General features: G+C 35.3%; 17 protein-coding genes. 3 read left to right on the top strand and 14 right to left on the bottom strand.

What is annotated here, in order from left to right; all coding sequences use genetic code 11:
* From BM212_RS06520 to BM212_RS06510, 3 genes are all read right to left on the bottom strand, one after another.
* On the bottom strand, window positions 1-190 hold a 190-nt coding region (locus BM212_RS06520), incomplete at its 3' end, for a transposase (RefSeq protein WP_177206372.1).
* Window positions 191-301: 111 nt separating this feature from the next.
* On the bottom strand, window positions 302-994 hold the full coding sequence (locus tag BM212_RS06515) for a sensor histidine kinase (protein ID WP_143744917.1): 693 nt from the start codon (window positions 992-994) through the stop codon (window positions 302-304).
* Complete coding sequence (locus BM212_RS06510) at window positions 978-1658, bottom strand: response regulator transcription factor (RefSeq protein WP_091897426.1); 681 nt, start codon at window positions 1656-1658, stop codon at window positions 978-980. The genes BM212_RS06515 and BM212_RS06510 overlap by 17 nt, the downstream gene beginning before the upstream one ends.
* A 349-nt stretch (window positions 1659-2007) precedes the next feature.
* Between BM212_RS06510 and BM212_RS06505 the strand changes: the two genes are divergently transcribed.
* Window positions 2008-2808 carry a helix-turn-helix domain-containing protein gene (locus tag BM212_RS06505; RefSeq protein WP_072693780.1) on the top strand — a complete coding sequence of 267 codons (801 nt, stop codon included), beginning with the start codon at window positions 2008-2010 and terminating at the stop codon, window positions 2806-2808.
* Window positions 2809-2990: 182 nt separating this feature from the next.
* Here BM212_RS06505 and BM212_RS06500 read toward each other — a convergent pair whose 3' ends face one another.
* From BM212_RS06500 to BM212_RS06470, 7 genes are all read right to left on the bottom strand, one after another.
* A complete protein-coding gene (locus BM212_RS06500; protein ID WP_091897423.1) occupies window positions 2991-3695 on the bottom strand; it encodes an ABC transporter ATP-binding protein in 705 nt (234 codons plus the stop codon).
* Window positions 3696-4472 carry an ABC transporter ATP-binding protein gene (locus BM212_RS06495; RefSeq protein WP_091897420.1) on the bottom strand — a complete coding sequence of 259 codons (777 nt, stop codon included), beginning with the start codon at window positions 4470-4472 and terminating at the stop codon, window positions 3696-3698.
* Window positions 4469-5425: a branched-chain amino acid ABC transporter permease gene (locus tag BM212_RS06490; RefSeq protein WP_091897417.1), complete on the bottom strand. Its 957-nt coding sequence runs from the start codon at window positions 5423-5425 to the stop codon at window positions 4469-4471. Before BM212_RS06490 ends, BM212_RS06495 begins: the two co-directional genes overlap by 4 nt.
* Window positions 5426-5434: 9 nt before the next feature.
* Window positions 5435-6313 carry a branched-chain amino acid ABC transporter permease gene (locus BM212_RS06485; RefSeq protein WP_072693776.1) on the bottom strand — a complete coding sequence of 293 codons (879 nt, stop codon included), beginning with the start codon at window positions 6311-6313 and terminating at the stop codon, window positions 5435-5437.
* 84 nt (window positions 6314-6397) lie between these two features.
* The gene (locus tag BM212_RS06480; protein WP_091897414.1) at window positions 6398-7564 is read right to left on the bottom strand and encodes an ABC transporter substrate-binding protein; all 1167 of its coding nucleotides are present in this window, start codon (window positions 7562-7564) and stop codon (window positions 6398-6400) included.
* 816 nt (window positions 7565-8380) lie between these two features.
* On the bottom strand, window positions 8381-9091 hold the full coding sequence (locus BM212_RS06475; RefSeq protein WP_072693774.1) for a GntR family transcriptional regulator: 711 nt from the start codon (window positions 9089-9091) through the stop codon (window positions 8381-8383).
* A 48-nt stretch (window positions 9092-9139) separates the two neighbouring features.
* Window positions 9140-10036 carry a class I mannose-6-phosphate isomerase gene (locus tag BM212_RS06470; protein WP_091897411.1) on the bottom strand — a complete coding sequence of 299 codons (897 nt, stop codon included), beginning with the start codon at window positions 10034-10036 and terminating at the stop codon, window positions 9140-9142.
* Window positions 10037-10228: 192 nt separating this feature from the next.
* On the opposite strand from BM212_RS06470, the gene deoC reads away from it, so the two are divergent.
* Both deoC and BM212_RS06460 read left to right on the top strand, forming a co-directional pair.
* Entirely contained in the window at window positions 10229-10930 is a 702-nt protein-coding gene (deoC, locus tag BM212_RS06465) for a deoxyribose-phosphate aldolase (protein ID WP_072693772.1), read from the top strand.
* A gap of 14 nt (window positions 10931-10944) precedes the next feature.
* Window positions 10945-11808 (top strand): SDR family oxidoreductase, encoded by an 864-nt coding sequence (locus BM212_RS06460; protein ID WP_091897408.1) that lies wholly within the window; start codon window positions 10945-10947, stop codon window positions 11806-11808.
* 1100 nt (window positions 11809-12908) lie between these two features.
* Here BM212_RS06460 and BM212_RS06455 read toward each other — a convergent pair.
* The 4 genes from BM212_RS06455 to BM212_RS06440 all read right to left on the bottom strand — a co-directional run bounded on the left by BM212_RS06455 (window position 12909) and on the right by BM212_RS06440 (window position 15327).
* Window positions 12909-13160: an SHOCT domain-containing protein gene (locus tag BM212_RS06455; protein WP_072693770.1), complete on the bottom strand. Its 252-nt coding sequence runs from the start codon at window positions 13158-13160 to the stop codon at window positions 12909-12911.
* Window positions 13161-13177: 17 nt separating this feature from the next.
* Window positions 13178-13564, bottom strand: a complete 387-nt coding sequence (locus BM212_RS06450; protein ID WP_072693769.1) for a DUF302 domain-containing protein — start codon at window positions 13562-13564, stop codon at window positions 13178-13180.
* Between the two features lie 437 nt (window positions 13565-14001).
* Window positions 14002-14316: a Dps family protein gene (locus BM212_RS06445; RefSeq protein ID WP_091897405.1), complete on the bottom strand. Its 315-nt coding sequence runs from the start codon at window positions 14314-14316 to the stop codon at window positions 14002-14004.
* A 444-nt stretch (window positions 14317-14760) separates the two neighbouring features.
* Complete coding sequence (locus BM212_RS06440; protein ID WP_091897401.1) at window positions 14761-15327, bottom strand: hypothetical protein; 567 nt, start codon at window positions 15325-15327, stop codon at window positions 14761-14763.
* Window positions 15328-15474: the final 147 nt, after the last annotated feature.

Genomic DNA, 15474 nt, shown 5'->3' with positions numbered 1-15474 from the left:
GATTATCATGTATGAAGTAAGCACGATTTTCTTTTAAGTGAAGTAGTCGTTTAGCTAAATCAGAGAAACCAAAGGTATTCATTAGTTCTTTAACTAAGACCAAACCGGAATCACTAGATAAGCGTCCACCTGTATGCGAAATGGTAATGTTAGAATTGAATTTAATCTGTTTTTTGTGTAAGCTAGTCATTAGAAGAACTCCTTTTCTTATGGTTGGTTTCGACACCTTTACTATATCAGAATGGAGTTCTTTTTTCATCACTTAACAGGTGAAACAATAAAAGTATCATAGTGCCTGCCATTAGGCAGTGTTTCCACGATTCAAGCAAAAGTATGAATTATCTAGGTTATTATAAATAAATAAAATCGAGTATTTTTTTAATGTTTCTTTGATGATTTCATCAATCGATACCCACTCTAAATCTAATTCTTTTCCAACATCTTCAAGTTTCAGATAATTTAAAGCCATATGTGTATAATCATCTAGTCTTAGTATTTCTTGTTCCATCTGCTTTTGCGCTGTCGCCTCTTTATTTTGTTGTACAAGTAAGCTGATTGCGGCTATTGGTGTCTTGATTTGGTGCAACCAGAGAGAAAAATATTCCATTTGTTCTTTGCTTTTTTCAGTTTCCCGTTGCTTATAGTCAAGGTACTCTTCTGTTAATTTCCTATACTGTTTCTGATAGATTTTTTCAGCTATATCAGCTCGATCTAATTTGCTTTTATCTACCTCTAAACCAAGTTTATGAAAAGATTCAGCCCTTTGGATTTTTCTAGAATACCGCAGCCACTGAAAAACAACTGATATTAAAAGAAAAAACAGAGAAAGTTGAACTCCATACCAGTACAAAGATAATGGTGTACGAGACAAAAAGAATAATAATCCAAATATTACAAGAAGAAAAAAAATCAGCAAAAATTGTGGTAACATTAATATAAAAAAGTTTTTTAATCTTAATTTTAAAGATAAATTCTGTTCATTCATGTCGTCCAACAGCGTATCCCACCCCTTTTTTTGTAGTAATAAATTGATCTTGTCCTAAACTTTTCAGCTTCTTTCTTAGTCTGGCAATATTAACGGCTAATGTGTTCTCATCGATAAATGATTCGTTTTCCCATAAACTTGTCATGATTATTTCTCGAGTTACATAATTTCCTTTTTTTCTAAATAAAATTTCCATGATTTTCAGTTCTGTTCGTGTCAGCTCAATTTCTTGTTCTTTATAGATCATAGTAGATGTACTAGGTTTAAGCAGAACTTCATTCACAGCTAAAAAATCCTGTGTATCATTAAAATCATATGTTCTTCTCAAAATTGCCTGAATTTTCGCCATAACTATAGAAAGACTAAATGGTTTTTGGATATAATCATCAGCACCCATTTGTATAGCCATCACGATATCCATATTGTCCGTTCTAGAAGAAACAAAAATAATCGGCACCTCAGAAAACTTACGAATTTCCTGGCACCAGTAATAGCCATTATACGTCGGTAACTGGATATCCATTAAGATGAGCTGAGGACTTTTTTCAACAACTATTTCAGTAATACGGCTAAAGTCTTCACTGACGTAGGCAGAATATCCCCACTGTTCTGCTTCATTTTTTAATGATTGAGCAATTGTTTCATCATCTTCTATAATCATAATTGAAAACATTCTTTTACTCCTTTTCAAACCGCGCTCCGCCCTACTCTTCTTTTCATAATATATCACAGATACTCTTTAAAAGTAGCTCATAGCTAAAAATATGTAAATCAATCTAAACAACACTCTTTATAAATGTTTCCAGAAACATACTTATGAAGATAATTTTATTTAATCATTAGTTTCAATTTTGAAAATCAAACTATACAACCTTTACATTATTGACTTAAGTAACCCTACAATTCTTGTGCAACAAACTGTAGCAACCTATCAAATCAACTTTTTCAAGAAATTCCACAATTCCAATCTAGCTATTTCTTTCTTATATCGAATATAATGATTATAAGGAAGGCGGAAGCATATGAAAATCGGGGAACGTTTAAAAGAAAAAAGGCAGGCAGCTAATTTATCACAGAAAGAACTGGCAGATATTCTTCATGTCTCCAGACAAACAATTTCTAGCTGGGAGGTAGGCAGGACCTATCCAGATTTGGAGATTCTAGTCCATATTAGTGAGTTTTATACTGTACCATTAGATGAACTGCTAAAAGAAGATTCTACTTTATTAGAAGATATTTCGCAAAAGGTAAAGAAAAGCGAGAGAAGAAAATTAATGAATATTCTTCTTAGTCTAATGCTAGTTTTAGTCAGTTGTCTAGGCATTTATTTCGCTGTTCAACATTATCGTAGCCAAATGACGAATGAATCCGGACTGAGTCAGGCCGATTTGTTCAATACAACCTGGCAACTGAACTTTACTTCATCACAAGATATCGAACAGTCTATTTTGTCCTTTGATCAAAACAGCATCGCTATCTTCAACCAGTATAATACCAGAATCACATCCGCAGAATCGAATAACCCTAAAATACTAGAAATTGAAAAAGAAAAATGGTTAGAGCGCGGTCTTGAAAACGGGGTAACGAATTATAGCGATTTAAAAATTGAATTAGTGGAAGATACTTACATCGTTACGGCGTATGGATTCAGCCAAAAGTATACCCGTTTAAGCGACACGATCATCAAAGACCAAAATGGTACAGAATACTTTAAAGTACGTTCTTCTGATATGCATGCTGATCTGCACCAAATTGATGAATACGTGAAAGAAGAAGGGGTCGAAAGCTTCTCAGTGGACTTCACACCTTCTGAGAGTAATTAGCTATATTTTTAAAAAGCTTTACTTCGAGTTACATGGCCGAGATTCATGAATTGTAAAAGTATACTTTACGATAAAAAGCAGAAATCCTGTTCAGTGGATTTCTGCTTTTAAACTTAATTATGATTTTTGAAAGGATACATGAATTATTTTTATAAACACTTTTAGGATTTTCGGTTTTGATGCTAGCCTCCCAGATATGCTTTTTGAACAGCATCACTTGCTAGTAACTCTTTTCCTGTTCCGGTCTGGACTACTTCTCCTGATTCCAGAACATATCCTCGGTCTGCAATTTGCAGCGCAATTTTAGCATTTTGCTCAATCAGCAGAACCGTTGTGTCTTCTTTGTTGATTTCTTTAATAATATCAAAAATGCCCTGAATAAATATAGGCGCCAGCCCCATTGAAGGTTCATCCAAAAGTAACAGTTTTGGTCGAGACATCAATGCTCGTCCCATTGCCAGCATTTGTTGTTCTCCGCCGGATAAAGTAGCTGCATCCTGTTTTCTTCTTTCTTCAAGAATCGGAAAATACTCATAAATCCGTTTCAGATCCCGCTTGATTCCTTCTTTATCTTTCCGTAAGAAAGCGCCCATTTCAAGATTTTCAAGTACACTCATTCCCCCAAAGACATGTCTGCCTTCCGGTACATGAGAGATTCCTTCTTTTACGATTTGTTTTGCGGATTCCTTTTCAATGGCTTTGTCATAATAACTCACCTGTCCGCTGGTTGGTTGGATCAATCCGGAAATGGTTTTTAATATAGTCGTTTTCCCTGCTCCATTAGCCCCAATCAAAGAAACGATCTCACCTTCTTCTACTGAAAAAGAAATGTTATGAATTGCTTCAATGGCTCCATAATGCACTGTCAATTCTTTCACATCTAACATCTACTCTTCCTCCCCTAAATACGCTCGGAGTACATCAGGATTGGAGCGAATAGCTTCAGGTGTCCCTTCAGCCAATAAACGTCCGTATTCCAGTACATAGATTCGTTCGCATACATTCATTACTACAGACATGTCATGTTCAATCAAAATGACCGTTAAGTCAAATTCTTGTTGGATTTTTCTGATTAGTTTCGTCAGTTCCACACTTTCTTGCGGATTCATTCCGGCAGCCGGCTCATCCAAGAAAAGCAGAGAAGGTTCTGTAGCTAAGGCACGGACAATTTCCAGTCTTCTTTGCTGCCCGTAAGATAAATTTTCAGCTAATACATCTGCACTGTCTTCTAAATTAAAAATAGCGAGCAGCTCTAAAGCTTCCTTTTTCAATTTATCTTCCATCTTAAAGAAAGAGGGTACCCGCAGAATACTTCGGATAGTTCCTACATTATTCTTTTGATGCATGCCGATCAATACATTATCCATCACCGTTAACTGCTTGAACAAGCGAATATTCTGAAATGTACGGGCAATACCTAACGAAGCGATTTGATCTGTTCGCTTATCAATTAGTGAAATCGGTTCTTTCCCAACATTCAAACTGATTTTTCCTTTTGTAGGCTTATATACGCCTGTCAGTAAATTGAAGAAAGTTGTTTTACCTGCTCCGTTAGGTCCGATCAGACCAACCAATTCATTTTTTTGAATGGATAGATTGATATCTGAAACTGCTGTTAATCCTCCAAATTGTTTCGTCAGTTTCTCGACCGATAGTATACTCATGACTGAGAGACCCCCTTTTTCTTCCAGTTGAATAACTTAGAAGCTTTGATTTCTCTTCTTCCAAATAATCCAGAAGGTTTAAAGAGCATCACCAAAATCAATGCTATAGCATATAATATTACTCGAAGCGAACCATAATCTGCTAAGAAATGATTCAATAGACCTAAGAAAACAGCTGCAAAGATACTTCCTGTTAAGCTGCCCATACCCCCTAGAACAACCATGATCAATATATCAATGGACCTTACAAAATCAAATTGGCTCGGTACGATTAGTTGATAATAAGTAGCGTGGAAAGAGCCCGCAACGGAGGCGGTCATCGTACCTATCAAAAAAGCAATCATTTTATATTTCTGAATATTGATTCCCAAAGACTCAGCTGCGATTTCGTCTTCTCTTATAGAAATCGTTGCTCTGCCGGGAGAGCTGTTCACATAATTAGCAGCGACCAAAATAATCAATACCACCACAATATAAGCATAATACCAAGTTGCCAGCTTTGGAATACCGCTTAATCCGCGTGCTCCATTTGTGATATCTAAGTTTAAAATAGCAATTCTAATAATCTCTCCAACACCAAGAGTGGCAATGGCTAGATAATCTCCTTTCAACCGCAGAGTCGGTATACCGACTACATAAGCAACGATCCCAGATAAGAACACGCCGCCTAATATACCTAAAGCAAACCCTCCTAAGTTTGGCATCATACGGGTAATAATACCCGTAGTATATGCTCCTAACGCCATAAATCCTGCGTGGCCTAAAGACAATTGTCCAGAAATCCCTACTATGAGATTTAATCCTACTGCCAGCATGATATTGATTAAAATCAACATTAAAGTCATTTCATAATATCTCGTGATCCAACCTGTTAAAATAGCGACCTGAATAATAGCAAACCCAATTAACGCAATAACAACCCATACGAGGATTGATTTCATTCGTTTCGACATATAAATCTCCTACACTTTCTCTTTGGTTGTTTTCCCTAAAATACCTGATGGACGAACCAGCAGAATCAGGATCAGTATGACAAATACAACAGCATCTCTAAGTAATGAGTTCCCATAAGCCACTACCATTGTTTCAGTCAAGCCAATCAAAATCCCTCCAAGCATTGCTCCAGGTATGATACCTATACCACCTAAAACAGCAGCGATAAATGCTTTCAAACCTGGCAGAAAACCCATCGTTGGATTAATCGTATTATAAAACAACCCAACCAGGACTCCTCCGGCTCCTGCTAGCGCTGAACCTAACATAAAGGTAAAAGAAATAACATGATTCACATTAATCCCCATGAGTTGTGCTGCTTCAGGATCCATACTGACTGCACGCATTGCTTTTCCCATCTTCGTTTGATGCACAATCAGCTGTAAGGCGATCATTAAAATGATAGATGTTCCAAAAATAATCAGCTGTATACGGCTGATCGAAAAGAAACCCAGATCATAACGAGTATTCGTCAGCACTTGAGGAAAAGACCGAACATTCGGGCCGACCCATTGGATCATGCCGTTTTGAATCAGATAAGATACCCCAATCGCCGTGATCAAAGCCGTGATTCTTGAAGATTTTCTTAGCGGTCTATACGCCACTCGTTCAATGATTACACCAAGGAGTGCACTTGCTGTCATTGCGACAAGCAGTGCAGGAATTAATCCTACATTTAAAAACTGGATTGTTGCATATCCTACAAACGCTCCTATCATAAAGATCTCACCATGAGCAAAATTAATTAATTTAATAATTCCATAAACCATTGTATATCCTAGTGCAATCAAAGCATAAATACTTCCTAGGGATAAACCATTGATGACTTGCTGCATAAAACTGGACATTATGTTCTTCCTTCCTTGTTCATTTGCATCAAAATAAAAGGGCCTAAGGTTCCAACCACGACCCTTTTACTTCTGTTCTTAAACTTATTCAGGTTGTACTTCTGTGAAATTCACTTCTTCTCCATTGTCTAACTCAACAACGATTGCTGATTTAACAGGATTGTGGAAATCATCAAATGAAAATGTTCCCGTTACACCTTCAAAGTCTTCTACTTCACGCAATGCATCACGAATTCCTTCAGGTGTGACTTCATCTAGATCTTCTACTGCGTCAGCTATAAGATATACTGTGTCATAAGCCAAGGCAGCAAACATATCTGGTTCTGAACCATATTTTTCTTCAAATGCTGATATAAAATCAGCCACATCAGGATTATCTCCTTCTGAAGTGTAGTGTGCAGAATAATAAACATCCGTTACATTTTCTGCTCCTGCCAATTCAACTAATTGAGCATTCCCGAATCCATCTGGTCCAAGAATCGGTTGATCGATTCCCATTTCTCTTGCTTGTCTAATGATCAATCCAGCTTCTTCATAGTAACCAGGAATGAAAAGCACATCGAAATCCTGATTAGTTAAGCTTGTAAGTACAGCACTAAAATCAGTGTCTCCTGCTGTAAAGTTTTCTGTAGCAACAATTTCTCCACTAAATTCTCCAGTGAAAGCTTCTGCTAGCCCAACTCCATAGTCACTCGAATTATCACCCAGAATAACTGCGGTTTCTGCACCCAATTCATTTGCTGCAAAGTTTGCCAGTGCGACACCTTGGAATGAATCTTTGAAAGAGGTACGGAACACAAAAGGTGTTACTTCTCCATCTTCTCCCACAGTAACTTGATCAGCTGTTGCTGAAGGTGAAACCAGCGGTACGCTAGCCGCCGTAGCACTAGGTGCGGCAGCCATCGCAGCACCTGAAGTAGCCGGCCCTACGAGAACGTGTGCGCCCTCAGATGCTGCACGAGTAGCTAATTGTGCCGCTTCTGTTTCTTCAGATTGTGTATCATAATCGGTTAAGTCAAACTCTAATCCATTGACTCCACCAGCTTCATTGATTTCCTCCACTGCCAGCTGGACACCATTTAACTCAGAAGTTCCATAAGCCGCTACTGGACCTGATTGTTCAAAAATCCCTGCAATATTTATCGAATCTGTTTCTCCAGAAGAACCTTCTTCACCTGACTCTGCCTCACACGCTGCCATCAGCAAAGCAGCAGAAGCTGTTATCCCTACAAACCACGTTCTCTTTTTCATAATATTTTCTCCTTTTTTCTTTAATATAATAAACAACAATCAACGTATTTCTATCTACTTTTCATCTTACCTAAAGAACTATAGATAGAGGTTTCCGTCTAAACAAAATAAAATAAAAGAGCCAGTCCACTTTGTACAGTGAGCTGGCATCTAGTAGCTTGACCCCGAGCCCTCTTTCTTATTTGCAGAAATAGGACTCTATCTTTTACGAATAGAACCCAAGCTACGGAATAATTAATAAGAAAATATCAGCAAGCAAATTACCCTGTTGTCCTCTTCTATTAGTATAAAATTTGACATTGTATTCAGTAGTCATCTGCTTTCCTCCTTTAAATTAAAAAATCATTCCATCATCTTTTATTCGTTTATTTATGTAGTATGTTACATATATTAGAATAAGATTAATTTACAGTCAATATAATTCGGAAAATTTATATTTTTAAACTCATTTATTTTTAATAATTAAGTTGAATCTCTTATATCTATAGGTGAATGCGCTTTTTCTCTTAAGAAAGAAAAACAAATTGTTTGTAGTACTTGCTCCTTATCATTAAATACTTTTAAGAAATAACTGATAAAAAGAGGCACTCAACTGAGCGCCTCTTTTTATCAGCTATATATTTACCTTCATCTCACTATAAATAGTTGTTTAGAATGTGCATTCAGAAAAATGATTCTAACTTTCCTAATTAACTTTTCCTTTAAGTTCTTTAAAATACATAAATGCTGCCAAATGATAATGAATTAAAAATTAGATTAAAATAAATTTTTAAGTTTAATAGCTCAAACATATTTTACGTAGAAGCAAATAACTCATTATTGAGACAATTCAAATATAAATGAGTTACGGTCTCCGCGATATTTTGAAATCGAATATTCGATAGGTACATGACTTTCAGAAAAACCTTGAGTATGAAAGTAAAAGACCGGTTCCTCAGCATCAATATCTAATAAATCACTTGTTGTTTCATCAGCTTTGATAATTTCAAGCTTGCGACTCACAGTTTTGATAGGATGTCCCATTTCTTCGAGAACATGATAGAGTTTTTCCTGGGAAAAATCGATCTCTCTTAATTTCGGGAAAAGAGTATAAGGAATATAACTCGTAACTAATACAACTGGAGTTTTTTCTGCATAACGCAAGCGAATCAGTTTATATACTTTTGAATCAAGCGGAACTTCTAAATTTTTTGAAACTTCTTCATTAGCTTGTACTATGCCAAACTTGAGAATACTTGTTTCAGGAACCAAACCCTTACGACTCATTTCAGAATCGTAACTTTCAATCACATGTGTAAATTCTTGCTGGATCTTCGGTCTTTTAACAATCGTTCCTCTTTTTTTTCTTTTCTCTAGATATCCTTCATTTACCAAAGACTGGATTGCCTGCCTAACAGTTGGTCTACTCACACTATAGATATCTGCTAATTCAAGTTCTGTGGGAATCAACTGATTTTCTGCATATTCATTCGTCTGAATTTTATTTAAAATATCTTGACGTATTTTTTTATGCAATGGAACATTCATCTTCATCTACTCCTCTATATCATATTCCCATTATAGCATAGGAACTGATTACCAATAAATGTGTGGAGTAGCTAAAACCACTTCAGCACACCCTGTTATCTCAATACTTTCCTCAGGTAATAAGACAATGCTTTGTCCCATAGCACAAGGTTGGTCCCCAATATACAACTCCCCAGATAAAATGGTTGCAACACTAGCGATTTTAGCTGGATTAGATAGAAAATCAGTAGCAGAAAAATGCTGTATTGTGAATTCGCGTTTTTCAACTGTCTGTCCGATATCGAAAGAATCTTTTTCCACTTTTTGTTCTAACTTCAGAGTCTCAATAGCTTTTTCTACATGCAATTCGCGTTTCTTACCGTCTTTATCTAGACGATCATAGTCATAAAAACGATAAGTAATATCGGTAGCTTGTTGGATTTCATAGACCAATGCACCTTTGGTCAATGCGTGAATTGTTCCTGATGGGATATAGACCAAATCATACTGCTGAATTGGGTACTCTTGCAATACATCAGAAACCCTTTTGTCATCTACAGCAGTTAAAATACTCTCTTTTTCTTTGCTGGTTTGCTCTGCATATATCCATCCTTCTTCTGGAGGTGTAATGAAATACCAGGCTTCGCTTTTTCCATAAGGCATTGATTCATGAATACGGGCATATTCATCGGTTGGATGAACTTGAATACTCAAATTCTTATCACATGCTGTAAAAGATATGATTAATGGATAGACATCCCCTTCTCTTAACCCAAATCTCTCAGGATCTATCTGAATTATTTCATTAAGTGATTGATAACTGCCTACTATCTTACAATCAATCCCCTCAATACCGCTTGCTGAATACACAGACCCAATCTGATTAATATTTTGGTCTCCTGAATATGCATGTAATCTTGGCGTCCCCCAAACACGTTCTCTTGATTCTGGTATTAAAATAAACATAAAAAGTTCCCTCCTGTTAATTCTTGCTCTAGCTAATAATTTTATTATGTAATTACATTTACCATAGATATACTTATATTATCTCTATTAATTTTAAAATGTCAATAAAATTATAGCTAAATCAAGCACCTTGACAAATAAGTGCGGACAGAGTATTATTCAATTTGTAAATACATAATAGGAGGATATCACATGGAAGTTTACAACATTGATCAGTTAGCACGTTTTATTGACCATACAAACTTAAAACCATTCGCTACAAAAGAGGACATGCATAATCTTTGCGAAGAAGCTATTAATTATCACTTTAAAATGGTAGCGATCAATCAAGTACAATCAAAAGTCTGTAGCAAGTTTTTAACAGGAACCGACATCCACACTGGGGCAGCAATCAGTTTCCCATTAGGTCAAACCTCTATTGCAGCTAAAGTAGCAGAGACAGAAGATGCCATTAAAAATGGAGCCAATGAAATTGATTATGTAATAAACATTACTGAAGTAAAAAACAAGAATTGGAGCTATTTAAAACAAGAAATGGAAGAAATAGTAACGGTATGCAGAAACTCTAATGTGATTTCGAAGGTAATATTTGAGAATGCTTATCTAACTGATGAAGAAAAAATTGAACTATGTACTATTGCAAACACCGTAGAGCCTGATTTTATAAAAACTTCTACCGGTTTTGCCCCAAGCGGAGCTACATTCGAAGATATCAAATTAATGAGAAAACATACTAAAGAGACAGTACAGATAAAAGCCGCCGGAGGGATTCGTGATGCTGAAACCTTTAAACAAATGATTACTTTGGGCGCAACCAGAATAGGAACAAGTTCTGGTATCGAAATCATCAAATCACTTACAAAAGAAGCTGAAAATGGAGAAATTTCTATTTAAAAGGAGGATAAGTAATGTATAAAATCGCAGTTACTGGATCAACAGGCTATCTAGCCTCACTTATTCAGTTATATAACAAAGAGAAATTCTTGTTTATTCCTATCAGTCGAAAAGACTTAGACCTTGAAAATACAGATGAAGTTAAACAATTTTTTGAAAAACTTGAATTTGACACGGTCCTTCATGCAGCCGCAAGAACACAAACAACCGATTGTGAAATGCATCCAGACGAAACAAAAAAGGTAAACACAGATAGCGCTATTCAAATTGCCAAAATTTGTCAGAAAAAGAAGGCCCGCTTTATCTTTCTAAGCACAGAACAGGTATTTAACGACAAGAAAAAAACAGGACCCTACACAGAAGAAACCTCCCCTAAAAGTACTTCTGTATATGGAAATCAGAAATTAGCAGTGGAAGAATACTTAAATATTCATGAATTGGATTTTGTTACCCTACGCTTATCTTGGATGATGGGACTTTCCTTTCCAGAGTTAACCTCAAGTCCTAATATAATCAAAAATGTAATGAACGCAATGTTTTATCAAAAACCTACTAAATTTACAGTTAATGAGATGCGCGGAATGACTTACGCTAAAAATTTTGCACAGCAATTTGATAAAATTCTCGGCTTACCAAAAGGAACCTATCATTTTTCCAGCAATAATAACTTATCTACCTATGAATTCGCCAATTTTATTGCAAAAGAACTTGGATTTGATAATGAACGTATTAGACAATTTATCCTTGCCGATAAAGAACGATACGCCGATCAGTTTCGCGACTTACGGTTAGCAACTGATAAAATCCAGCAATATGGCATTAAATTGCAGTCATCACAAGAAGATGCTAAAGAATGCCTGAAAGACTTTGGATGGTGAATTAAAAATTTGCTACTAACATAAATGCTTCTCATTAAAATATTACTGAATTCCGGTTCGTAGTGGTAAAAACTCTTTCATCACAGACTAAGATTCAGACTATAATAAAAGACTTTAAAGCTAAACCGATTTATATTCCTTTTCTGTATTATCTTTTATCGTCTATACAATCACGAAAAAAACAAAAAAAGCCTAACAAGCGCTTTAAACCAACGCTTGCAAAGCTTCAACTGTTATATAGTAGGGTCCCCTACTGGTATAGAAGTAGGGACTTTGAGTGCTTTTAATGAATTCAATAATCATAGGTATTATTATTTATAGAAGAAAATATAAAAAGCGTAAAACAGATATAAACTACAATTAAAAACGGATGCATGAAAAGCATGCAACTAAAACTATAAGAGTGTTTCGGATATAAAGATATTCTATATTGAGTAGCTCTTTTGTAAAGTTTAACTTAACCACCTTCCTTTTTTTCTTTTTAAGAGGGCTCTACTACTACAAAAACCTTAACTTAATTAACTATGTAATACTTTTACTGCAAATTATTATATAGTTTAATTCGAATTTCGTCTGGGTAAGGTAAATCCTTTATGATGAACACAAGTAAATCCTCAAGAAAACTTTCATCAATTCTACCTTGAGCTACCTATAAGACTGTATTTTCTATTTATTGTATAAAATTTCCGACACACTCAGAAGGGTATCTATTAATGATTTCATTTATCAAATTAAGTTAGGCAAATCCCACTCATTCATGTAACTCAAAAAGACTTCCAATAGCGTCTGGTAGTTCAAAGGTTTGCTCAGAATTTGGTTTCTTCCGCAATTAGTAGTAATATATTTTTAGCCTTTCATGTGTTTCATTTTACTCAGTTGACATGGGGCTGGGACAATAGTCCGTCCCTAAAATGATAAAAGCGGAAACTCACAGATTTAAAATTCTGGAGTTCCCGCTTTTTTTGAGTTCATGAAAAAAGAATAAGAGCACGCTCTTTGCTGTAATGTAAATAACCACAAATACACTAGAAAGAGGTGCTCTTAATGTACATTAACTATACCACGAACCAAACTTGTTTACCACTTGAGTTCACCCCGTTCTATCGGGTACGGTCTTCTGTTAAGGTCTCTTTACGATGCAAGTACTCCTCTTCTGAAATTTCATCACGTGCGTATCGTTCATTCAATATTTTTAACGCTTCTGTGGTCGAGTTTTCTTTTTTTGAAGAAAACTCTGAGCGAGAATTCAATGTTTTTACAATAATATACACAATCAAAACGACAATAATCAGCAATGCAAGCCAGCCCAGCCAACTCCACCAATGTCCTCCCATGCCATACCAATGATACATAAAACGATTTCCCCCTTTTAAACAGCTGCTTGAATCGCTTCTTTCAACGTATTTTCTACTTCTTCAGCAATTGTTTTCAAACCATCATCTTCAATCAAGCCGATTAATATTGTGGGTTTCAATAATCCAATATATACTTCGTCTCTCTTTTCGTAAACCACTACTTTGCAAGGTAAAAAATAACCTGCTTCAGTATGTTTTTCCAACACTTCTTTTGCTTGTCCTGGGTTACATACTTCTAATACCTCAAAATCTGAAGAAAATTCCAGACCTTTAGATTTAATCTTCTCTTTGAAATTCACTTGATATAATACACCAAACTCTCTTTCTTTTAGGCTGTCGGTAATATCCTCAATAGCTGTCTGAAATGATTTATTTGTTTTAACTTCATATTTAAAGTCCATTTACATTCCCTCCCTTTCAAAAGTTATTGCAATACAATAAGCTTTTTTCTATCAATTACATCCATTGTAATGTTCTTCATGCCAATCATCTCTATATAGTCTTTTGCTATGTCTTTGATTCATTGCTTCATCATTGAAATACACTCCTGCAGGGTTATGAGGATTCGTTTTATGCTATTCCAGTATTATGATTTGGCATACTAAAAGCAATGGTGCCTCCTAATAAAAAACTGACTATCAATCCTTTTATTTTTATTAAAATCACCCTTTCTAATTCCACTCACATGATACACCCCGGGGTATATATTTTCAAGTATTTTAACTTTTCGGTAATTTTTATAAAATATTAGGTGGGCTTAAAACCTATTACAAAAATCGAGCACTAAAAATCAATGACGATTTCTAGTACTCGATTTGCTAAAGTTCTAAGTTTTTGCTTATGCGTCTGCTGCATTTCCTGAATAAGCTTTCAACATCCAGATATGCTTATCAACACTTCCTTTCATTGCAATCAGCATATCATTTGATGGAAAGTCTTCATGTTCATCTGTTAATTTTGCACCTTCTTTTAGTGAATCAGCTATAGTTTCTAAGTCAGCGACTACCGCTCCTACCATTTCATCTTGTGAAAGATACTTGTCTTCTACTCTTTCTTCAATAATTGAGTGATCAATAAATTCTTGAAGGGTTGAATATGGTTCGCCCCCACTATCCATTGTGATCTGAACAAGCTGTAAATATATAAAACTCATGCAGCTGTGCTACGATTTTTATGGCAGCAAAGTGTAACATTCAAAGGGTATTTCTGTGGGACAATTAATTCCGTTTTATAGGCGTCCTTTCTTTATTATTTACTGAAGGAAATCTAACAACATATTTGGCTTAACAACAAAAAAACCGTAATTATCAGAAAATACTGATAATTACGGTTTTTTTATCAGTGAAGGCACTCTAACTTGCCCCACTCTCTAATGTATGGTCCCTACTGGGCTCGAACCAGCGACCCCTACCTTGTCGAGGGGATAGGTAGAAAATATATAGCACTATAACTGACTTGAATATTGTCAAATCAACGTTTTACGATATTCAATTATCTATAATTTACCATAAAAATTTTAAACTCGTCATCGTTTCGTCATCGCAAAAAGAAAAAAATGATCCTACATACAGCAAAAAGCACCTACTGATTAATTCAATCAGCTGGTGCTTTTTTTAACGCAATTTTCAAATAGATCTGCTTGTTTTATTTGACTTCCGTCAATTATCGATTGAACTGCATAATACTCGACTTCTTTCATATTTAATAGTGATTCAATAATTTCTTTTTTTCGATTTTCAATAAATTGCTCAACTTCTTCTTCTGTCATTTTAGCCATTGGATCATGATTTAATAGTGTTTTTGCAATTCGTTTTCTTTTTTGATCGAGTGTGATTTCTTTTCCATTTAGAAAGATCGTTTTGTTGGGTAATTCGACTGTTTTCATTTTGAAGGCTTTTTTTAGATTGGATCTATAGATTTTAATGATTCGTTCAACGTCTGCTTTGAAATACAGTGTTTCGAATTGATTAACTTTTATTGGTTTAATCTCATTTCTTCCAGATCCGTCTGTTATTTTTTTGTACTCTCTGATCCAATTATTAAAAGCTTGCCTGCTGACTACATCATCCCGATCTTCAGTATTTTTTCCAGTGTTATCTAGTCCCTTGTATCCAACTTCTTCATTTAAACGGTCTAAAATTTGTCTTATGTTCATTTTTTCCATTTCTATCATTCCTTTATTCATTTTGTAAACTGATCATATCACAAACGTTCTATGTACACAAGGATTGCGAAAGGTTAAATACTGTAAAAACAGTCATATTTGACTTGAAATTGATGTATTTACTCTTTTTAGATGTTAATATGTACA

Origin of the sequence: Marinilactibacillus piezotolerans, assembly GCF_900114235.1 — a bacterium.
GTDB lineage: Bacteria > Bacillota > Bacilli > Lactobacillales > Carnobacteriaceae_A > Marinilactibacillus > Marinilactibacillus piezotolerans.
This window is presented reverse-complemented; position numbering and strand designations above follow the sequence as displayed.

What these genes read in the sequence shown, in the direction of transcription:
- BM212_RS06510 (WP_091897426.1), bottom strand. Translation starts at nt 1,658, where the DNA reads ATGTTTTCAATTATGATTATAGAAGATGATGAAACAATTGCTCAATCA.
- BM212_RS06505 (WP_072693780.1), top strand. Translation starts at nt 2,008, where the DNA reads ATGAAAATCGGGGAACGTTTAAAAGAAAAAAGGCAGGCAGCTAATTTA.
- BM212_RS06500 (WP_091897423.1), bottom strand. Translation starts at nt 3,695, where the DNA reads ATGTTAGATGTGAAAGAATTGACAGTGCATTATGGAGCCATTGAAGCA.
- BM212_RS06495 (WP_091897420.1), bottom strand. Translation starts at nt 4,472, where the DNA reads ATGAGTATACTATCGGTCGAGAAACTGACGAAACAATTTGGAGGATTA.
- BM212_RS06490 (WP_091897417.1), bottom strand. Translation starts at nt 5,425, where the DNA reads ATGTCGAAACGAATGAAATCAATCCTCGTATGGGTTGTTATTGCGTTA.
- BM212_RS06485 (WP_072693776.1), bottom strand. Translation starts at nt 6,313, where the DNA reads ATGTCCAGTTTTATGCAGCAAGTCATCAATGGTTTATCCCTAGGAAGT.
- BM212_RS06480 (WP_091897414.1), bottom strand. Translation starts at nt 7,564, where the DNA reads ATGAAAAAGAGAACGTGGTTTGTAGGGATAACAGCTTCTGCTGCTTTG.
- BM212_RS06475 (WP_072693774.1), bottom strand. Translation starts at nt 9,091, where the DNA reads ATGAATGTTCCATTGCATAAAAAAATACGTCAAGATATTTTAAATAAA.
- BM212_RS06470 (WP_091897411.1), bottom strand. Translation starts at nt 10,036, where the DNA reads ATGTTTATTTTAATACCAGAATCAAGAGAACGTGTTTGGGGGACGCCA.
- deoC (WP_072693772.1), top strand. Translation starts at nt 10,229, where the DNA reads ATGGAAGTTTACAACATTGATCAGTTAGCACGTTTTATTGACCATACA.
- BM212_RS06460 (WP_091897408.1), top strand. Translation starts at nt 10,945, where the DNA reads ATGTATAAAATCGCAGTTACTGGATCAACAGGCTATCTAGCCTCACTT.
- BM212_RS06455 (WP_072693770.1), bottom strand. Translation starts at nt 13,160, where the DNA reads ATGTATCATTGGTATGGCATGGGAGGACATTGGTGGAGTTGGCTGGGC.
- BM212_RS06450 (WP_072693769.1), bottom strand. Translation starts at nt 13,564, where the DNA reads ATGGACTTTAAATATGAAGTTAAAACAAATAAATCATTTCAGACAGCT.
- BM212_RS06445 (WP_091897405.1), bottom strand. Translation starts at nt 14,316, where the DNA reads ATGAGTTTTATATATTTACAGCTTGTTCAGATCACAATGGATAGTGGG.
- BM212_RS06440 (WP_091897401.1), bottom strand. Translation starts at nt 15,327, where the DNA reads ATGGAAAAAATGAACATAAGACAAATTTTAGACCGTTTAAATGAAGAA.